The following is a 25,101-nucleotide window of genomic DNA, read 5'->3' as shown; positions in this document are numbered from 1 at the left end:
GCTCCGAAGGTAGATGGCGCTAGTCTACCGGGCCTTTGCATGGCTGAATAATGCCGCTTGTTATCTGATCAATTCAATTTTGATATAGGGTGCAGCCGACGCCGGCTTCGCGCAGGCGCTGTACCAGTACGCCAGCTTCTGCCTGGAGTGCCGCCACGAAGCGCTCGCGCAGTGGTGTAGCGGGGCGGTAAAGGGGTTTAGCCACGCTCACCTGGAACGGCAGTGAGAAGGCCAGCGGCCGCAGCTGGATGCCCTGGCCCTGGAACATCAGCGCGGTGATCGGGTTGACCACGGCCAGGCCCAGGCCGGCGCGGACCATGCTGCACACCGAGACGGCGCTGTGGGTTTCCACCTGCATCTGCCGCTGCACGCCGGCGCCGAGGAATACCGCGTCGATCAGGTGCCGATAGCGGTCGCTGGTGGCCAGGCTGACAAAGGGCTGCCCGGCGAAGTCCGCCGCTTCCAGGTGCTCGCGGGCCAGCAGCGGATGGCCGTCCGGGAGGATGCACACCTCGTCCACCGCCAGCAGTGGCTGCAGTTCGGTGCCGCGCGGGGCGTCGTCGTTTTCGATCAGGCCGATATCGTGGTGCTGGGCGCTGAGCGCCTCTTCCAGATGCGGTGATTCCAGCGCCGCCACTTCCAGGCTGATCGCCGGATTCTCCCGGCTGAAGCGCTTGCAGGCTTCCGGCAGCAGTGCCTGGGACAGCGCCGGCAGGCAGCCGATGGAGAACTTGCCCTCGGCGAACTGCCCCAGGCTCCCGGCGAAGGCGACGATGCGGTCCAGGCCGGTGAAGGAGCGCTCCACCTCCTCGAACAGCATCAACGCCCGCGCCGTCGGCGCCAGCCGCCCGCGCTCGCGCAGGAACAACTCGAAGCCGACCAGTTGCTCCAGCCTCGCCAGCTCGCGGCTGACCGTGGGCTGGCTGGTATGCAGGAACGCCGCCGCGCGGGTGACGCTGCCGGTGGTCATGACCGCGCGGAAGACTTCGATGTGGCGGAGGGTGATCATGCTCGGGGCCGCAGAAAGGAATGGCGGCAGCGTAAGGCGTCCGCGCGGTCTTTCGCAAATCGGCCGGGGTTGTGTAGTGTCAGGCGGTTATGCAAAGGAGCGACAAGGCTGATGGAACGCGAACAATCCGTGCCCGTTGAACCCGGACTTTTCCGGCTGGCGTGCCGGGTACTGATGGGGGCTCTACTGGCCCTGGCGCTGGGCGTCGCGGGAATGGCGCTGGCGATGTTCCTGGTACTGGGCAGCAATTTCGCGGCGCTGAGCGACTACGGCCGGTTCCATGCCATCTTCGATCCCGCCCTTGTGTGCAGTGCGTTGTTCGCACTGGGGCAGATATTCTGGCTGATGCTCCGCAGCCGTAGCGCCCGCATGCTGCTGGTGCTGCTCTATACGCCCATTGCGCTGCTCGTCTGGGTGGGGTTTACCGGGCCGTACCTGTTCTCGTTGTCGGTGATTGAGCTGGTCCTTTACCTGCTGGGTGGATGAACTTGCTTTGTACGGTGGGTTCGCGAGCAAGCTCGCTCCTACAGGCTCAGGTTTGCACCGAGCGCTTTTCGTAGGAGCGAGCTTGCTCGCGAACCGTGTGGCGCGGCAAAGCGCGTATCAGTGGAAATCCCGACTCCGCACATCCAGCCCCTCCAGCAATCCACTCAGATCCAGCAGCCTTCCAGCGATTACATGGCGCACGCCGTCCTTGGCTTCCAGGGTGCCGTCCACCTGCATCAGGCGGGCGCTGAGGAAGGGGCGGCGCTGCTGTTCGGCGAGGTCGCGCCAGACGATCACGTTGATCATGCCGAATTCGTCTTCCAGGGTGACGAAGGTGACACCGCTGGCCGTGCCGGGCCGTTGCCGTCCCACCACCAGGCCGGCGACGCGCACCGGGCGGTCGGCTTCCAGCGTCGCCAACTCTTTTGAACTGCGGCAGCGCCGAGCCTTGAGGGCGCCGCGCAGCAGGGTCATGGGGTGTGGGCCGAGGGTGGTGCCGAGGGTCGCGTAGTCGGTGAGCAGGTCTTCGCCGCGGCTGGGTAGCGGCAGGCTGACCGGCGCTTCCTCGGTGACCTGCCCGGCGAACAGCGGCAGCTGCGGCTCGACCCCGGCAATCGCCCAGCGCGCCTTGTGCCGGTGGCCGGCGAGGCCGCGCAGGGTGCCGGCGTCGGCCAGCTGTTCGCGGGCGCGACCGTCGAGATGGGCACGCAGGCAGAGGTCGGCGACATCGGCGAAGGGGCGCTGTCCGCGCGCCTGGGCGATGCGGGTGGCGACGTCTTCGCGCAGCCCGCGCACCATGCGCAGGCCGAGACGGATGGCCGGCTGGCGTTCGGCGATGGGCTCAAGGGTGCAGTCCCACTGGCTGTGGCGCACGTCCACCGGACGGATCGCCAGGCCATGGCGGCGAGCGTCCTGCAGCAACTGGTCGGGGCTGTAGAAACCCATGGGCCAGCTGTTGATCAGCGCGCAGGTGAAGGCGGCCGGTTCGTGGCATTTCAGCCAGCAACTGGCGTAGGTGAGCAGGGCGAAGCTGGCAGCGTGGGATTCGGGGAAGCCGTAGCTGCCGAAACCCTTGATCTGCTCGAAGATGCGGTCGATGTATTCCTGGGTGTAATCCTTCGCCAGCATGCGCTCCGAAAGCAGCTTGCGATGCGGTTCCAGCCCGCCGTGGCGCTTCCAGGCGGCCATCGAGCGGCGCAACTGGTCGGCTTCGCCAGGTGTGTATTCGGCGGCGATGATCGCCAGTTGCATCACCTGTTCCTGGAACAGCGGCACGCCGAGGGTGCGCTCGAACACCGGCTCCAGCTCCTTGGAGGGATACACGACCGGCTCTTCCTTGTTCCGCCGGCGCAGGTAGGGATGGACCATGTCGCCCTGGATCGGGCCGGGGCGGACGATGGCGACCTCGATCACCAGGTCGTAGAAAGTCTCGGGCCGCAGGCGCGGCAGCATCGCCATCTGCGCGCGTGACTCGATCTGGAACACGCCCACGGTGTCGGCACGGCTGATCATGGCGTAGGTCTCCTTGCACTCCTGCGGTAGCGAGGCGAGGGTGTAGCGTTCCCCGCGATAGCGTTCGATCAGGTCGAAACAGCGGCGCAGGGCGCTGAGCATGCCCAGGGCGAGCACGTCGACCTTGAGCAGGCCGACGGCGTCGAGGTCGTCCTTGTCCCACTGGATCAGGGTGCGCTCGGGCATCGCCGCGTTTTCCACCGGCACCAGGGTTTCCAGTGGCTGCTGGGAAATGACGAAGCCGCCGGGGTGCTGCGACAGGTGTCGCGGGAAGCCGACCAGTTGCCCGGTCAGGGCCAGCACACGGCGCAGGATCGGACTCTCCGGGTCGAAGCCGGCTTCGCGCAGGCGGTCGGCGTGCGGCGCCTCGCGGCTCCAGGCGCCGCAGCAGTCGGCCAGTGCGCCGACCTGGTCCGGCGGTAATCCCAGCGCCTTGGCCACATCGCGCACCGCGCCGGCGCCGCGGTAGGTGCTGGCCACGGCAGTGAGGGCGGCGCGGGTGCGGCCGTAGCGACGGAACACGTACTGGATGACTTCCTCGCGGCGGTCGTGCTCGAAGTCGACGTCGATATCCGGCGGCTCGTTGCGTTCGCGGGAGATGAAGCGTTCGAACAACAGGTGCACGTGCTCGCGGGTCGGGTCCAGTTCGGTAATGCCGAGGGCGAAGCAGACCACCGAGTTGGCCGCCGAGCCACGCCCCTGGCAGAGGATTCTCTGTGTGCGGGCGAAGGCGACGATGTCGTAGACCGTAAGGAAGTAGCTGTCGTACTTCAGCTCGGCGATCAGTGCCAGTTCATCTTCGACGCGTTTGCGAACGGCGGGGGTGGCACCGTCTTTCCAGCGTTGCAGGATGCCTTCCTCGGTCTTTTCCCGCAGCCAGGTGGTGGGCGTGTGGCCTTCGGGCACCAACTCGCGGGGGTATTGGTAATCCAGTTGACCGAGATCGAAGGTGCAACGCTCGGCGATCTTCACCGTCTCCGCCAGCAGTTCGGCTGGATAGATCGCCGCCAGCGCCTCTTTCGGTCGCAGATGCCGTTCGCCATTGGGATACAGGTACTGACCGGCCTCGTGCACCGGCAGGTGCTGGCGGATGGCGGTCATGCAGTCCTGCAGGGCGCGGCGGCCGCGGATGTGCATATGCACGTCGCCGCAGGCCACGGCGGGAATCTCCAGGCGAGCAGCCTGGCTCTGCAGGTCGCGCAGCCTGCCGGCGTCGTCCGGGCCCTTGTGCAGTTCGACGCCCAGCCAGAGGCGTTGAGGAAAGCGCTCGCGCAGCCAGAGGCCGTCGTCGTCCTGGTCGTCTTGCGGCAGCCAGATCGCCAGCAGATGGTCGAGATTGCCGTCGAAGTCCGAGCGTACCAGGCGATAGCTTCCCTTTTCGGCGCGTCGGCGGGCGTGGGTGATGAGGCGACAGAGGTTCTCGTAACCCGTGAGGTTCTCGGCCAGCAGCACCAGCTTCGGGCCTTGCGAGAGGCTCAGTTCGCTGCCGGTGATCAGCGGCAGCTCGTGTTCCTTCGCCGCCTGCCAGGCACGGACGATGCCGGCGAGGCTGCATTCGTCGGTGATCGCCAGGGAGCGGTAGCCCAGCTTCTTCGCTCGCCCGAACAGCTCGTCGGCACTGGAGGCCCCACGCTGGAAGCTGAAGTTGGACAGGCAGTGCAGCTCGGCGTAGCCGATGCCTTGATCCGGCGTGCTCATGCAAACCAGCCGTGCAGCAGCAGTGGCCCATCGTCGCCCACCGGGCGGAACACCCAGGCGCGCTGGCCGCTGCGGGTGCGTACCTGGTAGTAGTCGCGGCGGATGTCCTCGCCGTCCCACCAGCCGGATTCGATGCGCTCGGGGCCTGCCAGCAGGGTCGGAGCGAACTCGCGTAGTGGCTGGGGCTCCGCCAGCAGCCAGCCGGGGCGCGGAATGTCGGCGACTTGCGGGTGCGGGGTGGACTGCTCCTGCCAGGCACGCTCCGGACGGTGGTCGGCGCGAGCACCGAGACTGTGCACGGCGTCGTCGCCGAGCCGCGCGCGCAGGCGCTCGCGCAGTTGTTCCCAGGGCTGCGATTGCTGCGGGCGGTCGTCGAACAGCTCACGGTGTTGCGGCACGAAGGGCGGCAGGTCGTCGGCGATGAGTCGCACGCTGTGAACCGCGGCGCGCAATTGCAGTTGTTCCAGACGACCCCGACTCAGTTCGAAGAGCATGGCCGCCTCGCGCTCGGCGCTGAGCAGGCCGACGGGCATCTGCGTGTCGCTGCCTTCGTGGTGTTCCAGATGGAGGATGAAGCGCTGCACGCCGCTGTCGCGCCCGGCGAGGAAGGCGGCGAGATCGGCGGTCAGGCGGCGCAGCGGGAACAGCAGTGCCTGGGTGGATTCCACGTCGAAGTTCAGTTCGATGCGCGATTCGAAGCGATCTGGCGGCCGGTAGAACTCCAGGGCCAACGGCCGTTGGCCGAGCAAGGTGTCGACCTGCCGCAGCACCTGTGGTGGGAAGCGCCGGGCCAGGCTTTCGCGGGGCAGGGCGAGCAGTTGCTGCAAGTTGCGCAGGCCCATGCGGCTCAGCGAGGTGGCGGCATCGCGCTCCAGGCCAAGGCGCTCCAGCGGCATCCTGCCCAGGTACTGGCGCAACTGGTCGTTGTCGTGGATCGCCAGGCCGTCGTGGCCATTGGCGAGGATGCGTGCGGCCGCCGGGTTGGGCGCAGCGGTGATGCGGTGGCGGAAGCCCAGCCCGTTCAGCTCCTCACGCAGACGAGCTTCGAAGCGTGGCCAGGGGCCGAACAGCTGCAGGCTGGACTGCACCTCCAGCAGCAGCGCGCGCGGGTAATGCTGGCTGACTTGCGAGCTGAATCCGTAAGCCCAGGCAGCCAGCAGGTTCTGCCCGTGCTGCACTTCACGCAGGTCGTACTCGGCGGTTTCGAAATCGCGACTCAGTGCGTGGGCGGCGGTGAGCGACTGGCCAGGTTTGAGGCCCAGCGCCCGCGCCGCCGGGTTCACCGCCTGCAGCACACGGCGTTGGGTTGGCCCGGCGAGCAGTGCCAGGGCGGCGTCCGGCTCGGGACGACCACGGAGCACGCCGTCCATCGCCAGTTGCGGCAGGAGAATGCAGGCCCAGAGCATGCTGGCCTCAGTGCCAGGGCAGCGGAATAGGCCGCGCCGGCGCCAGGCCGCCACGGCACTTGAGTACGCGCAACTGCGCCGGGTTGGCGTCCAGCGCCAGGCGCAACGCGGCGGGCGACGGGTTGAGCGCTTCACGCTGCGAGCGGTAGGCGATAGCCAGGGTCTGCCCGGTTTCGGCGGCTACCTGCAAGCGACGCAGGGCGCGGTCGTCGGCCTGCTGCGGCCAGCACAGTACGGCGCCGCAGCTGCCCGAACGCAGACACTGTTCGGCGGCCCAGAGCGCATCACGGCCACTGGCCTGGACGATGGCGAGCTGGTTCAGAGCAACGCCGGCGGCCTGCCAGGCGGCCGGATAGGGCACATGGGGCGGTGCGACCAGCACGATGCGCTCGCCTGCTGCGCTGAGTCGCGCAAGGGTCGGCCAGACCAGTTGCAGTTCGCCGGTGCCTTCGGCAGCCAGGAGAATTTCACTGAGCGCCGCTTCCGGCCAGCCGCCGCTGGGCAGGGCTGCGTCCAGCGATGCATGACCGGTGGGCTGCTGGCTGGGTGGCAGCCCCTGGGGCTGGCCCTTCCAGACCTGGCGCTGGTGAAACAGGGTATCGAGTGCGACCACGCTACCCATCACGGCCTCCCGGCCGGCAAGCGGCGACAGTCATGCGCCCGGTGGCAGGGCCGGGGGAGGGGGATGGGGTGGCAGGGCATGGGATAGCTCGAATAATGCTGTATGGATATACAGTTTATCCGGTGGAAAGGCGCCGTCAATGGCGGTTGGTCTGGAGTCTTCTGTAAGAGCGGACTCCGTCCGCGATTATCCGATCCCACGGCCGAGATCGGCAGAGATCAAAGGAAAAGCCCCCGAATCGGGGGCTTTTCCTTTATAGCAGCGCGATTGATCAGCCAATCAGCTCGCGCACCCGATACCACGCCATGCCTAGCGCCAGCAGCGGCGAGCGCAGCAGCTTGCCGCCGGGGAAGGTCAGGTGGGGCACGGCGCTGAACAGGTCCAGCCCCTTGCTCTCGCCCTGGTGGATGGCCTCGGCGAGCAGCTTGGCCGACCAGTGCGTGACGTTCAGCCCGTGGCCGGAATAGCCCTGAGCGAAGTACACATTGGGATGCGACTTCAGCCGGCCGACCTGGGGGAAGCGGTTGGCGGTGATGCCGATCATGCCACCCCACTGGTAGTCGAGCTTCACCTGTTCCAGTTGCGGGAACACCTTGAGCACCTTCGGCCGCATGTAGGCGCCGATGTCCGCCGGGTCGCGCCCGGAGTAGTGACAGGCGCCGCCGAACAGCAGGCGGCGGTCGGCCGTCAGGCGGTAGTAGTCCAGTCCCACTTTCTGGTCGCACAGCGCCATATTCTGCGGGATCAGCTGTGCCGCCAGTTCCTCGGACAGCGGCTCGGTGGCCACCACGTAGCTGCCGGCGGGGAGCACCTTGCCGGTGAGCTTGGGTTCCAGCTCCTCCAGGTGCGCATTGCAGCCCAGCACCAGGGTCTTCGCCAGTACGCGGCCCTGCGCACAGTGCACGACAGCGGTCGCACCGTGCTCGATACGCAGCACCGGGCTCTGTTCGAAGATCTGCGCGCCGAAGGCCTTGGCCGCGCGGGCTTCGCCCTTCACCAGGTCGAGCGGGTGCAGGTGGCCCGAGCCCATGTCGACGTGTCCGCCGGCGTAGCAGTCGCTGGCGACCACTTCGCGCATGCGCTCCGGCGGCACCAGCCGGGTCTCGTGCGGGTAGTCCGAGGTGCTCAGCGACTCCTGCTCGCGGACCATGGCGGCGTATTGCGCCGGGGTATTGGCCAGCTCGCAGAAGCCCCAGCGCAGGTCGCACTCAATATCCAGCTCACGGATGCGTTCGGCGACCAGGGCCACCGAATCGACACCCGCCTGCTCTAGATACTGCACGCCTTCTTCGCCGACGTACTTGGCGAAGCCGCTGACGTCGTGGCCGATGCCACGGATCAGCTGCCCGCCATTGCGCCCGCTGGCGCCCCAGCCGATGCGCCGGGCTTCCAGCAGCACCACGGAGTGGCCACGCCGGGCCAGCTCCAGGGCTGCGTTCACGCCGGTGAAGCCGCCGCCGATCACGCAGACGTCCGCCCGCACATCCCCCGTGAGGGAAGGGTAATGCTGACGGTCGCGGGCGGTCGCGGCGTAATAGGACGCGGCGTGCTCCTCGGTGTGCTTCATGGGACTGTCTCGTTTCATTGGTTGAACTTGATCTTGCTCCAGCTGCGGGTCATCAGGCGCATGATCTTGGGCGGCGGCGCCTTGGCGATGTACAGCTTGTCGAGCACGGCCTGGCTCGGGTAGACCTCGGGGTTGTTCTGCATTTCCTCGGGCAGCAGGGTCTTGGCGTCAGCGTTGGCGCTGGGGTAGCCGACGTACTCGCTGATGCCGGCGATCACCTTCGGATCGAGGATGTAGTTGATGAACGCCAGGGCCTGTTCCGGATGGCCGGCATCCGAGGGGATCGCCATCAGGTCGAACCACAGGTTCGCGCCTTCCTTGGGAATGCTGTAGGCGATCTCGATGCCGTTCTTGGCTTCCTTGGCCCGCGCTGCCGCCTGGAACACGTCGCCGGAGTAGCCGAAGGCCACGCAGATGTTGCCGTTGGCCAGGTCCGAGATGTACTTGGACGAGTGGAAGTAGGTGACGTACGGACGCACCGCCACCAGCTTGGCCTCGGCCTTGGGGTAGTCCGCCGGGTTGGTGCTGTTGGGGTCCAGGCCCAGGTAGTTGAGCACCGAGGGGATCATCTCGTCGGGCGAGTCCATGAAGGCCACGCCGCACGCGCTGAGCTTCTTGATGTTCTCCGGCTCGAACAGCACGGACCACGAATCGATCTTGTCGACGCCCAGCACCTGCTTGACCTTGGCGACGTTGTAGCCGATGCCGTTGGTGCCCCACAGGTAGGGCACCGAATGCTTGTTGCCCGGGTCGTTCTGTTCCAGCAGCTTGAGCAGCGTCGGGTCCAGGTGCTTCCAGTTCGGCAGCTTGCTGCGGTCGAGTTCGAGGAACACGCCGGCCTGCACCTGGCGGGTCAGGAAGTGGTTGGATGGCACCACCACGTCGTAACCGGAGCGGCCCGCCAGCAGCTTGCCTTCCAGGGTCTCGTTGGAGTCGAAGACGTCGTACACCGGCTTGATCCCGGTGGTCTTCTGGAAACCGGCGAGGGTGTCCGGAGCGATGTAGTCGGTCCAGTTGTAGATGCTGACCGTCGGTTCAGCGTGCACGGCCGAGGCCATCATGGCCAGGGCGAAGGGCGCAAGGGTGCGCAGCAGTCTCATGGGGACTCCCGAATTGTTGTTGTGAAGTCGGTTGAGAGGGATCAGACGCTCAGCAGGAGGAACTCGCGCTCCCAGGAACTGATCACCCGCTTGAAGTTCTCGTGCTCGGTGCGCTTCACCGCCACGTAACCCTGCACGAACTTCTCGCCGAGGAATTCCTTGAGCACGGCGCAGTCTTCCATCTGCTGCAGCGCATCCTCGATGGTGATCGGCAGACGCAGGTTGCGGCGCTCGTAGGCGCGGCCCTGGACGGCGGCGCTGGGGTTGATCTGCTCGATCATGCCCAGGTAGCCACAGAGCAGGCTGGCGGCCAGCGCCAGGTAGGGGTTGGCGTCCGCGCCCGGCAGGCGGTTTTCCACGCGCATGGCGATCGGCGGAGCGGCGGGGACGCGCAGACCCACGGTGCGGTTTTCTTCGCCCCATTCGACGTTCACCGGCGCGGAAGTGTCCGGCAGGAAGCGGCGGAAGGAGTTCACGTTGGGCGCGAACATCGGCAGCACTTTCGGGATGTACTTCTGCAGGCCGCCGATGTAGTGCAGGAACAGCTGGCTCATGGAGCCGTCTTCGGCGGCGAAGATATTCTTGCCGGTGGCAATGTCCAGCACGCTCTGGTGAATGTGCATGGCGCTGCCGGGCTCGTCGGTGATCGGCTTGGCCATGAAGGTGGCGCTGACGTCATGCTTGAGCGCGGCTTCGCGCATGGTGCGCTTGAACACGATGATCTGGTCGGCCAGGCTCAGCGCGTCGCCGTGACGGAAGTTGATTTCCATCTGCGCCGGGCCGTCCTCGTGGATCAGCGTGTCCAGGTCCAGGCCCTGCAGTTCGCACCAGTCGTAGACGTCTTCGAACAGCGGGTCGAATTCGTTGGCGGCGTCGATGGAGAAGCTCTGGCGACCGCTTTCCGGGCGGCCGGAGCGGCCGACGGGGGCTTCCAGCGGGAAGTCCGGGTCGCTGCTGCGCTTGGTCAGGTAGAACTCCATTTCCGGCGCAACGACGGGGCTCCAGCCCTTGTCGGCGTACAGCTTGAGCACGCGCTTCAAGACGTTGCGCGGAGACAGCTCGATGGGGTTGCCGACCTTGTCGAAGGTGTCGTGGATGACCATCGCGGTCGGCTCTAGCGCCCAGGGCACCAGGAAGATGGCGTCCGGGTCGGGGCGGCAGACCATGTCGATGTCCGCTTCGTCGAGCAGGTCGTAATAGACGTCGTCATCGACGAAATCGCCGGTGACGGTCTGCAACAGAACACTTTCGGGGAGACGCATGCCCCCCTCGCCGAGGAACTTGTTGGTGGGGGAAATCTTGCCGCGGGCGATGCCGGTGAGATCGCTCACCACGCATTCGACTTCGGTGATTTTCTGTTGCTTCAGCCGTTGCTCCAGTTGCTCGGCGGGGGTGGTCATACAAGCCTCGGTTTTTTGGTTTTGTAGTGAATGCACATGCAGCGGGGGTGCTGCCAGGCGAGGCTAGTGTCGGCTGGAGGCACGAGTGCGTTCTATCCACTTTGCGCAAGGCTTGGAAATCGCTTTGAAAAAGCTGCCTTCTGAAATGCAGTCAGCCCCGGACACCGAGGGTGTCCGGGGCTGCCGGTGTGAGTGGAGAGTCTGGGGAATCAGACGCCGGATTTGATCCGGCTCCAGTCGCGGGTGATCAGGCGCAGGATCGAGGGGCTCGGCGGCAGGCTGACGTACATGCCCTTGACCAGTTGCGCGTCCGGATAGACCGCCGGGTTGCCGCGGACCTTCTCGTCCATCAGCGCCTTGGCCGGTACGTTGGCGTTGGCGTAGTGCAGGTAGTCGCTGGTTTTCGCGATCACGTCCGGGCGCATCAGGTAGTTGATGAAGGCATGGGCGCCCTCGGGATTGCGCGCGTCCTTGGGAATGGCCAGGTTGTCGAACCAGATGTTGGTGCCTTCCTTCGGCACGCTGTACTCCACCTGCACCGAACCGCCGGCTTCCTGGGCGCTTTTCTGCGCCTGCAACACGTCGCCGGAGAAGCCGATGGCGATGCAGACGTTGCCGTTGGCGAGGTCGGCGATGTACTTGGTGGAGCTGAAGTAGGTCACCGAGGGCTTGAGGCTTTCCAGCAGCCTGGTTCCGGCTTCGTAGTCCGCCGGGTTGTTGCTGTTCGGGTCCTTGCCCAGGTAGTGCAGGGCCAGTGGCAGGATCTTCGCCGGCGAGTCGAGGAAGGCCACGCCGCAGCCCTTGAGCTTGGCGAGGTTCTCCGGCTTGAACACCAGGTCCCAGGAATCCAGTGGTGCGTCGGCGCCCAGCGCCGCCTTGATTTTCGCCGGGTTGTAGCCGATGCCGACGGTACCCCACAGGTAGGGGACGGCGAAGCGGTTGCCGGGGTCGGACTGGGCCACGCGGGCCAGCAGGTCGGAGTTGAGGTTCTTGCGGTTGGGCAGCAGCGCGTCATCCAGCGGGCGGTAGACGCCGGCCTTGAGCTGCCGGGCGAGGAAGTCCGCCGAGGGCACCACCACATCGAAGCCGGAATGCCCGGTGAGCAGCTTGGCCTCCAGCACTTCGTCGGACTCGAAGGCGTCGAGCACCACCTTGATCCCGGTTTCCTTCTGGAAGTCCGCCAGCACGGTGGGCCCGATATAGTCGGCCCAGTTGGCGAAATGCACCTCTTGCGGCGCCGCCATTACCGGCAATGCGGCGCCGGCCAGCAGACCGGCCAGACAACCCAAAGCACGCTTGTTCATCTTCACTCCTGGGGGCGTCGGCTAGCGCGGCGCCCATGCGATCGGCAGGTGGGAATCGGGCCTTGTTCTGTTGTTGTCGGCCCTGGCCGAAAACTAGGCGCGGCGCGGTCTGGCGTCGTTCTTCCGTGCACGGGCGGAATCGGTCATGCTCCTGCGGACCCGCGACACTGTGCAGCGCGCTGACGGCGCCCTACGCTGCGGGCCCAGGCGGAGGGAAAACCATGAATGATGAAACCGAGCGCACCCGCGAAGTGGTCACGCGCTACCACCAGTGCTGGATGAACCGCGACGTCGAGGGCGTGCTGGCGATGTTCCATCCGCAGGTTCAGTACTGCGACTTCTACAACGACCTGGAAATCCCCGCCAGCGAGCTGCCCGGCTATATTCGCACCGCCATGCCGCGCAGCCCGCAACACCATATCGAGCACATCGACCAGATTCGCGCCGATGGTGACACCGCCTTCATTCAGTACCGCTCGCGCCTGACGCTGCGGCGCAGCAGCCGGCTGGCGTCGTTCCGCGCCAGCGAAGCGATTACCGTGCGCGACGGGCTGATCTGGCGCGTCCACGAGTACGCCACGCCGGTGCGCGAGCAGCGCGAGGAGGGCGTCAAGGACCAGCGCCGCCTGGGGCTGAACTCCGCGCAGGTGGGGAAGATGCTGCTGGATATCGAGTCCTACTTCGGCAGCGCCCATCCCTATCTCGACCCGGAGATGGACCTGGAGCGCCTGGCGCGGGCCACCGGCTACACACGCAACCAGATTTCCTATCTGCTCAACCAGGTGCTCGGCCAGAGCTTCTATCGCTACCTGAACCAGGCGCGTATCGGCCATCTGCTGGAGCGTCTTCGGGACGAACCGACGGCGCGCATCGACGAACTGGCGTTCGCGGTGGGCTTCAATTCGCTGTCGGTGTTCTACCGCTGCTTTCGCGAGCACACCGGTCAGCCACCGCGCGCGTACCTGGCGGCGCTACAGGAAGGACGCCCGGCCTGAGCGGCCGGGCGTGTCGCTCAGAGCACCGCGTCGAGCAGTCGATACCAGGCAATGCCTACGCCCAGGTACAGGCGTTGCAGCCCGTGGAAGGGGATCGGCCGCACCGGCGTGACCGGGAAGGGGAAGTCCTTCTCGCGGTCCAGCAAACGCTCTGCCAGGTGCCGGCCCAGGGTCGAGGCCATGGCGATGCCCCGACCGTTGTAGCCCAGCAGGATGCTGAGGTTGGGTGCCGGTTCGTGCAGGCGTGGCATGAAGTCCGGCGTCAGCGCCACGCGGCCACTCCACTGGTACTCGAACTCGACCTCCGCCAACTGCGGGAACAGCCCCAGCAGCGAGCGCTTGAGATGCAGCCAGTCACCGGGTGAGCGCGGCTCGGCGAACGGGCCGCGACCGCCCAGCAGCAGCCGGCCACGGGCGTCCTGCTTGAAGTACAGCAGCAGCCTCCGCGCATCCGAGCAGACCTCGCCACCGGGCAGTACGCTGCGCCGCAGGTGCTCCGGCAAGGGTTTGGTTGCAACGATGAAGCTGTTGGCGGCGATCACCGTCTGCCGCAGCTTCGGCCAGAGGTCATCGCTGTAGCCGTTGGTGGCGAGGATCACCCGCTCGGCGGTGACCGTGTGCCCCGCGGCGGTGGTGAGCTGCCAGCCGCTGCCATGGCGGCGCAGGTTGGTCACGCGGTTGTGTCCGTGGATGTCCGCGCCTTCGCTCAGCGCTGCTCGCGCCAGGCCGCGCACGTAGCTCAGTGGCTGCACGCTGCCGGCGCGCGGGTCGACCCAGGCGCCGAGGTAGTCGTCGCTGCCGATGCGCCGGGCGACGCTGCTCTTGTCGAGCATCTCCACCGGGACGTCGAGCTGGCGCCACTGCTCGGCGCGTTTCTCGATGGCGCGCAGGGCGGCCGGCGAGGCAGCTGGTTGAATCCAGCCCTTGCGAGTGGCTTCGCAGTCGATGTCGTAGCGGCGGATCAGTTCGAAGACTTCATCGGCAGCGCCGCCGGCGACGTCGATCAGGCGCTCGGCCTTGTCGCCGCCGAACATCCGGCGCAGGTCATCGGGGTCATGCTTGAGGCCGGGAATCACCTGCCCGCCGTTGCGCCCGGAGGCGCCCCAGCCCGGCTCGCCGGCATCCAGCACGCAGACGCGCACGCCGTGGCGGGCCAGGTGCAGGGCGGTGACCAGCCCGGTGTAGCCGGCACCGACGATGGCGACGTCGACCTGTTTGTCTTCAGTCAGCGCCGGTGTGGCCGGGCTGGCGCTCGCGGTGGCCGCCCAGAGCGAGGGCGGCAATGCCAGGGGGTGGGCACTCATGCCTGGCCTCCGTCGGTGTTGAGCAGGCGGCGGAGGAACTCCTGGGTGCGCGGCTGGCTCGGCGCGCCGAGCACATCCTTGGCCGCGCCTTCCTCGACGATCCGGCCGCCATAGAGGAAGCACACCTTGTCCGCCACTTCGCGGGCGAAGCCCATCTCGTGGGTCACCACGACCATGGTCATGCCTTCGTCGGCGAGCTTGCGCATCACCGCCAGGACTTCACCCACCAGTTCCGGGTCCAGCGCCGAGGTCGGCTCGTCGAAGAGAATCGCCTTGGGCCGCATGGCCAGCGCACGGGCGATGGCAACGCGCTGTTGCTGGCCGCCGGAGAGCTCGTCCGGGTAAGCGTCCATGCGGTGGCTCAGGCCGACTTTTTCCAGCAGCGCGCGAGCGTGCTCACGGGCCTGGTCCGGGCGTTCCTTCTTCACGTACACCGGGCCTTCCATGACGTTCTGCAAAGCGGTGCGGTGCGGGAACAGGTTGAAGCGCTGGAACACCATCGCCACCTGGGTGCGGATTTCGTGGATGGAGTTGGCGTGGCGGTCGACGCGCTCCTGGCCGACCAGGATGTCGCCACCCTCGTAGGTTTCCAGGCCGTTGATGCAGCGCAGCAGGGTGGACTTGCCCGAGCCGGACGGGCCGATCAGGCACACCACCTGGCCGCTCTCGACCGACAGGTCGATACCTTCGAGGACGCGGGTGCTGCCGTAGCTTTTGTGCAGCGACTGGATGCGGATCATGCTTTCTTCCTCGTGGCGATGCGCGCTTCGAGGCGGCGCAGGGCGAACGACAGCGGCAGGCTGAGGGCCAGGTAGAGCAGGGCGACCAGGGTGTAGACGGTCATGTTCTCGAAGGTCGAGGAGGCGATCAGCTGGCCGGCGCGGGTCATCTCGGCGACGGTGATGGTGGACACCAGCGAGGAGTCCTTGAGCATCATCACCAGGGTGTTGCCGTAGGGCGGCAGGGCGATGCGGAAGGCCTGCGGCAGGACCACCCGGCGCATGATCATGGGGCCGCGCATGCCGAGGGACTCAGCCGCTTCGATCTGCCCCTGCTGGATGGCCTGGATGCCGGCGCGGAAGTTCTCCGCCTGGTACGCCGAGTAGGCGATACCCAGGCCGATGATGCCGGCCTGCATGGCGCTGAGCTGCACGCCGAAATCCGGCAGCACGAAGTAGATGTAGAACAGCTGCACGATGATCGGCAGGCCGCGGATCACGTTGACCACGGAGATGCCGAACAGCGCGACGGCGCGGACTTTCGACACCATCATCAGGGCGAAGGCCAGGCCGATGAGTGAGCTGAGCAGGAAAGAGGCAATCGTGACTTGCACGGTGACCACCGCGCCATTCAGGAGAATGGGCAGGAAGTCCAGGGCATTCTGGAAAAACATGGGCTTATCCGTGGGCGGAAATCAGGGGCGGCCGTCACCCTTCACCGGGCGCGAGGCTCCGGCGAAAGGCGCGGGTGAGGCTTGGGAAAGGCGTGAAGCAGGCGGACGTCAGTCCAGGTGCCACTTGCCGATGATGCCGGCCAGGGTGCCGTCGGCCTTGATGCTGGCGATGCCCTTGTTCACCTGGGCGAGCAGCGCTGGGTCGCCCTGGCGCAGGATCAGGCAGACCTCGCCCTTGATCTGCGGCTGGTAGCTGTCCACCAGGCGCACCTTCTTCAGGCTGCCCTTGGCCATCTGGTAGGCGAGGATCGGGTGGTCGCCGAAGCCGGCCTTGATGCGCCCCAGGGCCAGGTCGCGGGTGAGGTCGGCGAGGGAGTCGTAGCCGCGCACCTCCTTGAAGATGCCACGCTGGTTGAGCTTGTCGATGAAGATGGTGCCAACCTGGGCGCCAACGATCTCGCCCTTGAAGTCATCCATGCTGGTGTAGGCCTTGTCGTCGTCGGCGCGCACCACCAGGCCTTCGCCGTACTCGAACACCGGGTCGGAGTACTGCACCACTTTTTCCCGCTCGGGGGTGCGCAGCATGGCGGCGGAGATCAGGTCGATCTTCTTCGCGGTGAGCGAGGGGATGAGGGCGGCGAAGGTAGTCTGGGCGATTTCCACGTCGAAGCCGCCGGCCTTGGCCACGGCCTGGGCGGAGTCGACCATCATGCCCTGGATGCTGTTGGTCTTGACGTCGAGGAAGGTGAAGGGAACGCCGGTGGCGGTGGCGCCAACCTTCAGCGGTTCGGCCTGGATGGCCAGGGATGCGGCGCAGCTGGCGACGAGCGCGATAGCGCAGGAAAACACGCGGAGGCGAGGATGCATTGATGAACTCCCATTTGACGCGGTTTGTTGTCTTTATGCGTTATGGATAGCCTCGAGTATCGGCAGGAGGCGTTGGTCGCAATATAAATGATTTACAAGAATCGTAAAGAGATTTATAAATATCGAATATCGATATTTAAAGCCTAACAAGAACCTGATCCTTCGCAAGGACGAGACATGAGCGACAACGAAAACAGCCTGTTCAACCAGTCGTTGGAAAAGGGCCTGGCGGTGCTGCGCGCCTTCAATGCGCGCAACCGCACCATGAACCTGGCGGAGGTGGCCGAGGCCGCGGACATCACCAAAAGTTCGGCGCAGCGCATGATCCACACGCTCGAAGCGCTGGGGTACGTCAACAAGCACCCGCAGACCAAGCGCTTCCAGTTGACCCCGCAGGTGATGGAGATCGGCTACAACTACCTCGCCGCCGACACCCTGGTGGACGTCGCCAATCCCTTTCTCGCCGAGCTGGCCCAGACCACCGGCGAGACCACCAACCTCACTGAGCCAGTACGCACCGACATGCTCTACGTCGCGCGTTTCGTCGGGCCCAAGTTCATCCCCATCCACCTGCCTATCGGCAGCCGCATCCCCATGTACTGCACTGCCTCGGGCCGCGCCTTCCTCAGTGCGCTGAGCGACGATGAGGTGCTGGAGTTGCTGCAGGACAGCGACCTGTCCAGCCACACCCAGTACACCCGCACTTCGCTGGAGGAAATCCTCAGCGAGATTGCCGAAATTCGGCGCAAGGGTTATGCGATCAACAGCGAGGAACTGTTCCTGGGAGACATGGCGGTGGCCGCGCCGGTACGCAACAGCCAGGGCCGCCCGGTCGCTTCGGTACACGTGGTGGCGCCCACCAGCCGCTGGACCCGCGAGGACGCTGAACGCCGCCTGGCGCCAGCGGCCATCGAGTGCGCGCGGGCAATCAGCACCTCGATCAGGACTTTGTGATAACCGCAGTGATCGGTCGCCGGTCAGTGCGGATCGGAGGTGAGTGCGGCAGCGATGAAGCGGACTTCAGGCACGTCTGTCTTCCGAAGACGCGAGCATCGAAATCGGCCATGCAGATTGCCTACGTATAGGACTTTTCCGACAGAAGCCTAGGAGTAAGACGACCGCCACCCCCAACGTCGCTCCCTAGAATTCGGCGGGTGTCGCAGGCCATGCCTGCGGAAACTTCCCACTGATTCGAGGCTGTGACAATGAAACTCCGTGTTTTGGTGGTAGCGATCGGCGCAATCACCGGCCTGGCCGGTTGCGGCCAGGGCGAACCCTCCAAGGCCCAGGTCCAGGCAGGGTGGGTTTCCACCCCCGCGCTGCCGATTATCAAGGAGGCGGTCCGTTCGCTGTCGCCGACCTTCAATGGCAAACGTGTTCCGGTGCTGGTCAACCAGCTTTGTTTACTGGCGGCGGGGCAGGTGAGTGCTGAACAGAACCGCGCCCAACTCGCCTCGATGGGCTTCGTTCCGGAACAGATGCCGCGCCAGGGCGGTGATGGCCTTGCCCTGCTGGTGAATGGCGACCGGGCAGCCCAGGCAACCGCCTGCGCCGCCTACCAGGCGAGTGCCGCGCTGGTGCCGGTGAATCCCCAGGAGCTGATGCGTGATGTGGTGACCAAGCCCAAGGCGGCCACCCCTTCGACGGCGGAAGACAAGGCGCACACCTCAAAGGAGCATACGCAGAAGGGTGAGGCCGAGAGCCCTGCCGTCGCCAGGGCCGAGCACGAGCGGGAGCTCGATCCCCAGGCGCTGAATCGCCTGCTGCCGTTGCGCATGGCCCAGGCGCGCGCGGATGCGGATATCTTCGCCTATATAGCCCAGCGGCTGGCGGAACAACCGGGGCTGAGCGTGGCGCAGTATGGCGACCAGGCCCGCCGGCTGTTCGCTACCCTGGCGCCGTCCTACCTCCGACTGGTGCAACAGCATCTGCCGGCCGCCAGCGCGACGATGCGCCTGAACCAACTGGATGCCTACCACCTGAGCTTCGATAGCGACGAGGGTGCCCGCTACAGCGCGGCGAGCTTCGGTGGTATGACGCTGGAGCAGGACGGGCAGCTCTGGCTCGGCCGTGGCCTGATCCAGGGGACTGATTATCGGGTCCAGGCGACCTACATCGTCCCTGGAGCCGCTGGCCCCCAGAGCACGCATTGACGTCCCCGGGCGGGCGCGCGCCCCGCCCGCTTCGTCGCTTCCCCGAGCGCCACGCGTACGATTTATCTGCCTTGCCAGCTGAGCGGCGCTCCAGTTGTCGTCGTTTCAACCGATACCCACACCCGCTTCCTCCAGCCCGCGGTTTGCGTGCCTGCTCATGCAATCTTTTTCCGTTCGCGACGGCGCTCTGGCAGATGTCGCTCGCGCACGCCGGAGACAGAGCAGCCGCGTATCCCCACCGGTAGCAATTGTTCGAAATCGGTGATGACAGGGCTTTCCGGGATTAGGAAATACCCTACGCCGCCTTCAGGGGGTCCTGAGTTCTCTGAAGTCCCTCGCTCCTTAGCATCTGCGCACCCGCCCACCAGACGCTCGCGATGTCTCGGTTGACAGCGGCTACCAACTGCTAACTGGAGACATTTCATGAATTTCGTATATCGCAGCGTCTGGTGTGAGAAGACGGGCACCTATGTGGCTGCATCCGAAAACGCCAAGGGCCGGGTCAAATCGGCGCGCTCAATCAAGGGCCTGGTTATCGCGGCTTTGCTGGGGGCCACGGGCGGGCTTGCTAGCGAGTCGGCGTTCGCCGATACGGTGATCAACTGCGACGCCTCGGAAGCTGGAGTCATAAGCAATTCCGGAAACTGTGCGCCGACAGAGACTCCCTCAGCGAGTACCGCTGGAGAACCAGTGAGTGGTCAGGGCTCGGCAGTCAGCGATGGCACGGCTGGCAGCGGCGGGGCAGTGCCCGGAACACGCCTGCTGGGTGCCGGTCTTCAGGCTGTAGTCGGTAGCAAGTACTTCTATGTGAACTCCATCCTGGCTGACGCCACTGCATCCGGAACGGACAGTGTCGCCGTCGGCCCAGCTGCCCTCGCGCAGGGTGCTAATGGTATTGCCATTGGCAACGGAGCCAAAACCACCAGAGGCACGACCACCGATGGTGCAATTGCCATCGGCAACAACGCTCAAAGTCAGAACATTGGCGACGGAACCATTGCGATCGGCAAGAACGCCACGGTCCAGGACAATGGCGGTACTCCTTCCATTACCGCAGAGGGTGCCATTGCCATTGGCTATGGTGCGAAGACCTTCGGTACGCAATCCATCACCCTGGGGGAAAATGCCGCTACCTACAATAGCAACTCAGTTGCGATTGGCGGCGGTGCAAATACTTCCGGGGCAAACACTATAGCGTTGGGCACTGGTGCAATCGTTAGCGTCACCTCGTCCTCGGCGCTAGGTGCCGGCGCCAAAGCTACCGCCAGGAATTCGGTAGCCCTTGGTGCCAATTCGACGACTACGGCTGACCTGACAACGGATGGCTACAACCCTGGCAGCGGCACCCTGGCAGGGACCGCGTCAACGAACAATGGCGAAGTCTCTATCGGCTCTGCTGGCGCCGAACGTCGTCTGACCAACCTGGCTGCCGGCTCGGCGGCCACCGACGCGGTCAACGTCAGCCAACTGCAGTCTGAAGATGCCAAGGTCAACCAGATCGGTAACGACACAGCCAGCGCTCTGGGCGGTGGCTCTACCTACAATGCCTCGACAGGGCAAGTCGGTTCACCCAGCTATAGCGTTACCAATGCTGACGGCTCGACTTCCACAGTCAATAACGTGGGGGATGCGATTACCAAGCTGGACGGTCGCACTGTTCAAAACACGACGGACATCAACAACCTCTCCACCAGCATCAACAACGGGTCTGTCGGTCTGGTCCAGCAGGCTGGCGTGGGCGCCAACCTGACCGTCGGCAAGAGCACCGATGGCGCAGCGGTGGACTTCGCCGGCACCGCCGGTGCGCGCAAGCTGATCAATGTCGCTGATGGCACTGTTGCCAGCGGCAGCAAGGACGCCGTCAACGGAGGTCAGTTGTTCGCCGTCAGCAATCTTGCCACCACCACCAATCGTTACTTCAAGGCAGGTGGTCTGAATGACGGCACCGACGATGCCGCTGCCACTGGCAAAGGTATTGCCGTCGGTGCCGGGGCGACCGCCATCTCTAACGGTGATTCGACTGCAGGCCCGATTGCAATCGGCGCGCGGTCCAGGGCAGCGGCTGTTGCCTCGCAATACAACAGTTTCTTGAATCCGGACGGATCAGGCGTTGTAGATTCCGTTGCAATTGGTTCGGATTCTGCGGCCTCTGGTGCCGGAGCGTTGGCAGTTGGTGTGGGCGCCAAGGCCAACTTCACCAACATCGCCATTGGTGAGTTTGCCGATACCAGTGGCGGCGCACGCAACACGATGGCTGTCGGACAAGGTGCCACTTCCACCGGATTCAACTCCGCGGCGATTGGCTTGAAAGCGACTACCTCAGGCTCTTCCTCGGTTGCCTTGGGGGACTCCGCCAATGCATCGGCTTCGAACTCGGTCGCACTGGGTGCCAACTCGACCACCACCGCCAACCTGGCTGCGGCAGGCTACAACCCGGGTAGCGGCACCTTGTCGGGGACCGCATCTGCTTCCAAGGGCGAAGTCTCCATCGGCTCGGCGAACAATGAACGCCGTCTGACCAATCTTGCGGCCGGCTCTGCGGCGACCGACGCGGTGAACGTGAGCCAGTTGCAGTCCGAGGACGCCAAGGTCAACCAGGTTGGCAGCAGCACCGCCAGCAGCTTGGGTGGTGGCTCCAGCTTCGATGCTTCGACCGGGCAGATCAGCGCGCCGTCCTACGCTGTTACCAATGCCGATGGCTCGACCTCTACCGTCAACAACGTCGGGGATGCAATCACCAAGCTGGATGGTCACACCGTACAGAACACCACGGATATCACCAACCTCACCACCAACATCAACAACGGCAGCGTGGGCCTGGTGCAACAGGCTGGCGCGGGCGCCAACCTGACTGTGGGCAAGAGCACCGATGGTGCGGCGGTGGACTTCGCCGGCACCGCCGGTGCGCGCAAGCTGATCAATGTCGCCGACGGCACCGTCGCCAGCGGCAGCAAGGACGCCGTCAACGGTGGCCAACTGTTCGGTGTCAGCCAGTCGGTGGCCACTGCCATGGGCGGCGGTTCGACCGTCAACAGCGACGGCTCGATCTCCGCGCCGAGCTACGCCGTGACCAACCTGGATGGCTCCACCAGCACCGCCAACAACGTAGGCGATGCGATCGGCAACCTGGATGGCCGTACTACCCAGAACACCACCGACATCAACAGCCTGAACACCACCGTCAGCAACATGAGTGGTGTGATGGCCGATGCGGTGACCTACGACTCGTCCGTCCACGACAAGGTGACCTTCGGCAACGCCGGTACTCCGGTTCAGCTGACCAACGTCAAGGCGGGTGAACTGAGTGCCGCCAGCAGCGACGCGGTCAATGGCTCGCAGCTGTTCGCGACCAACCAGCAGGTGGGGCAGAACACTGCCGATATCAGCTCGCTGGATTCGCGCGTGACCACCAATGAAGGTGACATCAGCAATCTCGACGGCCGTGTGACCAACGTCGAAGGCGACGTCAGCAGCCTCACCACCAACATCAACAACGGCACCGTGGGCCTGGTGCAACAGGCGGGTGCAGGCGCCAACCTGACCGTGGGCAAGGACACCGATGGCGCGGCGGTGGACTTCGCCGGCACCGCCGGTGCGCGCAAGCTGATCAATGTCGCCGACGGCACTGTCGCCAGCGGCAGCAAGGACGCCGTCAACGGTGGCCAACTGTTCGGTGTCAGCCAGTCGGTAGCCACTGCCATGGGCGGCGGTTCGACCGTCAACAGCGATGGCTCGATCTCCGCACCGAGCTACGCCGTGACCAACCTGGATGGCTCGACCAGCACCGTCAACAACGTGGGCGATGCGATCAGCAACCTGGATGGTCGCACCTCCCAGAACACCACCGACATCAACAGCCTCACCAACAACATCAACAACGGTTCGGTCGGCCTGGTCCAGCAGTCCGCTGCGGGCGAAAACCTGACCGTAGGCAAGGACACCGATGGCGCGGCGGTGGACTTCGCCGGCACCGCCGGTGCGCGCAAGCTGATCAATGTCGCCGACGGCACCGTCGCCAGCGGCAGCAAGGACGCCGTCAACGGTGGCCAACTGTTCGGTGTCAGCCAGTCGGTAGCCACTGCCATGGGCGGCGGTTCGACCGTCAACAGCGATGGCTCGATCTCCGCACCGAGCTACGCCGTGACCAACCTGGATGGCTCGACCACCACCGTCAACAACGTGGGCGATGCGATCAGCAACCTGGATGGCCGTACCACTCAGAACACGACCGACATCAACAGCTTGAACACCACCGTTACCAACATGGGCAGCACGTTGGCCGATGCGGTGACCTATGACTCGTCCGCCCACGACAAGGTGACCTTCGGCAACGCCGGCACGCCGGTGCAACTGACCAACGTCAAGGCTGGCGCGCTGAGTGCCGACAGCAGCGATGCGGTCAATGGCTCGCAGCTGTTTGCGACCAACCAGCAGGTTGGCCAGAACACCACCGATATCAACAGCCTCACCAACAACATCAACAACGGCTCGGTCGGTCTGGTCCAGCAGGCGGGCGCGGGCGCCAACCTGACCGTGGGCAAGGACACCGATGGCGCGGCGGTGGACTTCGCCGGCACCGCCGGTGCGCGCAAGCTGATCAATGTCGCCGACGGTACCGTGGCCAGCGGTAGCAAAGACGCGGTCAACGGCGGCCAGTTGTTCGGCGTGAGCCAGTCGGTAGCCACTGCCATGGGCGGCGGTTCGACCGTCAACAGCGACGGCTCGATTTCCGCACCGAGCTACGCCGTGACCAACCTGGATGGTTCGACCACCACCGTCAGCAACATCGGTGATGCGATCAGCAACCTGGATGGCCGCACCACTCAGAACACCACTGACATCAACTCCATCAATACCGCCATCACCAGCATGACCGGCGTGATGGGTGATGCGGTGATGTACGACTCGGCGGCCCACGACAAGGTGACCTTCGGCAACGCCGGCACTCCGGTGCAACTGACCAACGTCAAGGCTGGCGCCCTGACTGCGGACAGCACCGATGCCGTGACCGGCGCACAACTGTTCGCCACCAACAACCAGGTGTCGATCATCGATGGCCGTGTGACCAACCTGGAAGGCAGCGTGACCAACATCGTCAATGGCGGTGGCATCAAGTACTTCCACACCAGCTCCGGCAAGGCCGACTCGGTGGCCAGTGGTGCGGATGCGGTCGCCATTGGCGGCGGCGCCCAGGCGGGCGGCAGTGGTTCCGTGGCGCTGGGTGACAACGCGCAGGCGACCGGCAACGGCAACGTGGCGCTTGGCCAGAACGCCAGCGATGCCGGGCGTGGTGCGGAAACGCCCTATGTCGGCAAATACTCCGGCGCGAACAACGACAATGTCGTGGGCACCGTTTCCGTGGGCAACGCAGCCACCGGTGAAACGCGCACCATCAGCAACGTGGCCGATGGCGTGGCGGACAACGATGCAGTCAACCTGCGCCAGCTCGATGGCGCAGTGGCCGAGTCCAAGTCTTATACCGATGGCAAGGTCGATGGCCTGGCCGGCAGCGTCAGCAACGTGGCGGGCGACGTCAACGAGGTCAAGACCCGTGTCACCACGGTCGAGAACAACGTGACTAACCTGCAGAACGGCACGGACGGCATGGCGCAGGTGAACGACACCTCCCATCGCGGCAAGCCCAAGGTGACCGGCACCGACTCGGTGGCGGTCGGTGCTGGCGCCGAGTCCTCCGGCGCCAGCAGCACGGCCCTGGGCAACGGTGCTCGCGCCAAAGGCAAGAACTCGGTGGCTATTGGAACCGACTCCGTGGCTACGCGCGACAACTCCGTGGCAGTGGGCAGCGCCGGTAATGAGCGGCAGATCACCAGTGTGGCCGCCGGTACCGAGCGCACCGATGCAGTGAACCTGGGTCAGATGAACGACGCCCTGAGCGACTTCGCCAGCCAGTCCGACTCGCGCTACAACGCCCTGCGCAAAGACCTGCACGAGCAGGACGATCGCCTGAGCGCCGGTATCGCGGGTGCCATCGCCATCGCCAGCTTGCCGCAACCGATGGTCAACGGTGGCAGCACTACGTCGGTGGGCATCGGTAACTTCAATGGCCAGTCGGCGGTGTCGGTCGGCGTTTCGCACACCACCAACGACGGCAAATGGACCGCCAAGCTTGGGGGCAGCGTCGATACGCAGAACTCCTTCTCGGTAGGTGCAGGCCTGGGCTACAACTGGTAACGCAGAGCAGACTGGGCCACCGTCAACCGGTGGTCTGGACTGTACGCAAATGAAAGCCCCGCCGTCGGCTCCGACGGCGGGGCTTTCTGCTGT

The 25,101-nt window shown here is 65.3% G+C and carries 17 protein-coding genes and 1 pseudogene; 6 read left to right on the top strand and 12 right to left on the bottom strand.

Annotated features, from left to right (window positions below; all coding sequences use genetic code 11):
* Positions 1–73 precede the first annotated feature (73 nt).
* Positions 74–1,009, bottom strand: a complete 936-nt coding sequence (locus AC2T4A_RS21830) for a LysR family transcriptional regulator (protein ID WP_478379043.1) — start codon at positions 1,007–1,009, stop codon at positions 74–76.
* A 111-nt stretch (positions 1,010–1,120) separates the two neighbouring features.
* On the opposite strand from AC2T4A_RS21830, the gene AC2T4A_RS21825 reads away from it, so the two are divergent.
* Positions 1,121–1,495, top strand: coding sequence for a hypothetical protein (locus tag AC2T4A_RS21825; RefSeq protein ID WP_486741773.1), 375 nt, complete (start codon positions 1,121–1,123; stop codon positions 1,493–1,495).
* Positions 1,496–1,612: 117 nt separating this feature from the next.
* Here AC2T4A_RS21825 and AC2T4A_RS21820 read toward each other — a convergent pair whose 3' ends face one another.
* The 7 genes from AC2T4A_RS21820 to AC2T4A_RS21790 form a co-directional block, all read right to left on the bottom strand.
* Entirely contained in the window at positions 1,613–4,705 is a 3,093-nt protein-coding gene (locus AC2T4A_RS21820) for an error-prone DNA polymerase (RefSeq protein WP_486741772.1), read from the bottom strand.
* Positions 4,702–6,111, bottom strand: a complete 1,410-nt coding sequence (locus tag AC2T4A_RS21815) for a Y-family DNA polymerase (RefSeq protein WP_486741771.1) — start codon at positions 6,109–6,111, stop codon at positions 4,702–4,704. Before AC2T4A_RS21815 ends, AC2T4A_RS21820 begins: the two co-directional genes overlap by 4 nt.
* Positions 6,112–6,118: 7 nt before the next feature.
* Positions 6,119–6,733: a translesion DNA synthesis-associated protein ImuA gene (gene imuA, locus AC2T4A_RS21810; protein WP_416747241.1), complete on the bottom strand. Its 615-nt coding sequence runs from the start codon at positions 6,731–6,733 to the stop codon at positions 6,119–6,121.
* Between the two features lie 271 nt (positions 6,734–7,004).
* Complete coding sequence (locus AC2T4A_RS21805) at positions 7,005–8,300, bottom strand: NAD(P)/FAD-dependent oxidoreductase (RefSeq protein WP_416747243.1); 1,296 nt, start codon at positions 8,298–8,300, stop codon at positions 7,005–7,007.
* A 14-nt stretch (positions 8,301–8,314) separates the two neighbouring features.
* Entirely contained in the window at positions 8,315–9,400 is a 1,086-nt protein-coding gene (locus tag AC2T4A_RS21800) for a polyamine ABC transporter substrate-binding protein (protein ID WP_416747245.1), read from the bottom strand.
* A 41-nt stretch (positions 9,401–9,441) separates the two neighbouring features.
* Entirely contained in the window at positions 9,442–10,800 is a 1,359-nt protein-coding gene (locus AC2T4A_RS21795) for a glutamine synthetase family protein (protein ID WP_045214542.1), read from the bottom strand.
* A gap of 209 nt (positions 10,801–11,009) precedes the next feature.
* Positions 11,010–12,104: a polyamine ABC transporter substrate-binding protein gene (locus AC2T4A_RS21790; RefSeq protein WP_416747249.1), complete on the bottom strand. Its 1,095-nt coding sequence runs from the start codon at positions 12,102–12,104 to the stop codon at positions 11,010–11,012.
* 221 nt (positions 12,105–12,325) lie between these two features.
* Between AC2T4A_RS21790 and AC2T4A_RS21785 the strand changes: the two genes are divergently transcribed.
* Positions 12,326–13,099, top strand: a complete 774-nt coding sequence (locus AC2T4A_RS21785; protein WP_416747251.1) for an AraC family transcriptional regulator — start codon at positions 12,326–12,328, stop codon at positions 13,097–13,099.
* A gap of 17 nt (positions 13,100–13,116) precedes the next feature.
* Here the strand turns inward: AC2T4A_RS21785 and AC2T4A_RS21780 are convergent, their stop codons facing one another.
* The 4 genes from AC2T4A_RS21780 to AC2T4A_RS21765 form a co-directional block, all read right to left on the bottom strand.
* On the bottom strand, positions 13,117–14,403 hold the full coding sequence (locus AC2T4A_RS21780; protein ID WP_486741769.1) for an NAD(P)/FAD-dependent oxidoreductase: 1,287 nt from the start codon (positions 14,401–14,403) through the stop codon (positions 13,117–13,119).
* Positions 14,400–15,143 (bottom strand): amino acid ABC transporter ATP-binding protein, encoded by a 744-nt coding sequence (locus tag AC2T4A_RS21775; RefSeq protein WP_416747255.1) that lies wholly within the window; start codon positions 15,141–15,143, stop codon positions 14,400–14,402. The genes AC2T4A_RS21780 and AC2T4A_RS21775 overlap by 4 nt, the downstream gene beginning before the upstream one ends.
* Positions 15,140–15,796, bottom strand: a complete 657-nt coding sequence (locus tag AC2T4A_RS21770; protein WP_138520933.1) for an amino acid ABC transporter permease — start codon at positions 15,794–15,796, stop codon at positions 15,140–15,142. Before AC2T4A_RS21770 ends, AC2T4A_RS21775 begins: the two co-directional genes overlap by 4 nt.
* Before the next feature lie 108 nt (positions 15,797–15,904).
* Positions 15,905–16,663: an ABC transporter substrate-binding protein gene (locus tag AC2T4A_RS21765; RefSeq protein WP_486741768.1), complete on the bottom strand. Its 759-nt coding sequence runs from the start codon at positions 16,661–16,663 to the stop codon at positions 15,905–15,907.
* 177 nt (positions 16,664–16,840) lie between these two features.
* Here AC2T4A_RS21765 and AC2T4A_RS21760 point away from each other — a divergent pair, with 177 nt between their 5' ends.
* The 4 genes and pseudogenes from AC2T4A_RS21760 to AC2T4A_RS21745 all read left to right on the top strand — a co-directional run bounded on the left by AC2T4A_RS21760 (position 16,841) and on the right by AC2T4A_RS21745 (position 25,008).
* Positions 16,841–17,617: an IclR family transcriptional regulator gene (locus AC2T4A_RS21760; RefSeq protein WP_416747258.1), complete on the top strand. Its 777-nt coding sequence runs from the start codon at positions 16,841–16,843 to the stop codon at positions 17,615–17,617.
* Positions 17,618–17,868: 251 nt separating this feature from the next.
* Complete coding sequence (locus tag AC2T4A_RS21755) at positions 17,869–18,816, top strand: hypothetical protein (RefSeq protein WP_486741767.1); 948 nt, start codon at positions 17,869–17,871, stop codon at positions 18,814–18,816.
* Positions 18,817–19,239: 423 nt separating this feature from the next.
* Positions 19,240–19,998, top strand: a pseudogene (locus tag AC2T4A_RS21750) (ESPR-type extended signal peptide-containing protein); the annotation flags it as partial.
* A gap of 15 nt (positions 19,999–20,013) precedes the next feature.
* Positions 20,014–25,008: a beta strand repeat-containing protein gene (locus AC2T4A_RS21745; protein ID WP_486743709.1), complete on the top strand. Its 4,995-nt coding sequence runs from the start codon at positions 20,014–20,016 to the stop codon at positions 25,006–25,008.
* Positions 25,009–25,101: the final 93 nt, after the last annotated feature.

Source organism: Pseudomonas sp. PVC-3-1, from assembly GCF_057444315.1.
The sequence above is the reverse complement of the archived record's forward strand: the minus strand, read 5'-3'. Positions and strand labels throughout refer to the sequence as shown.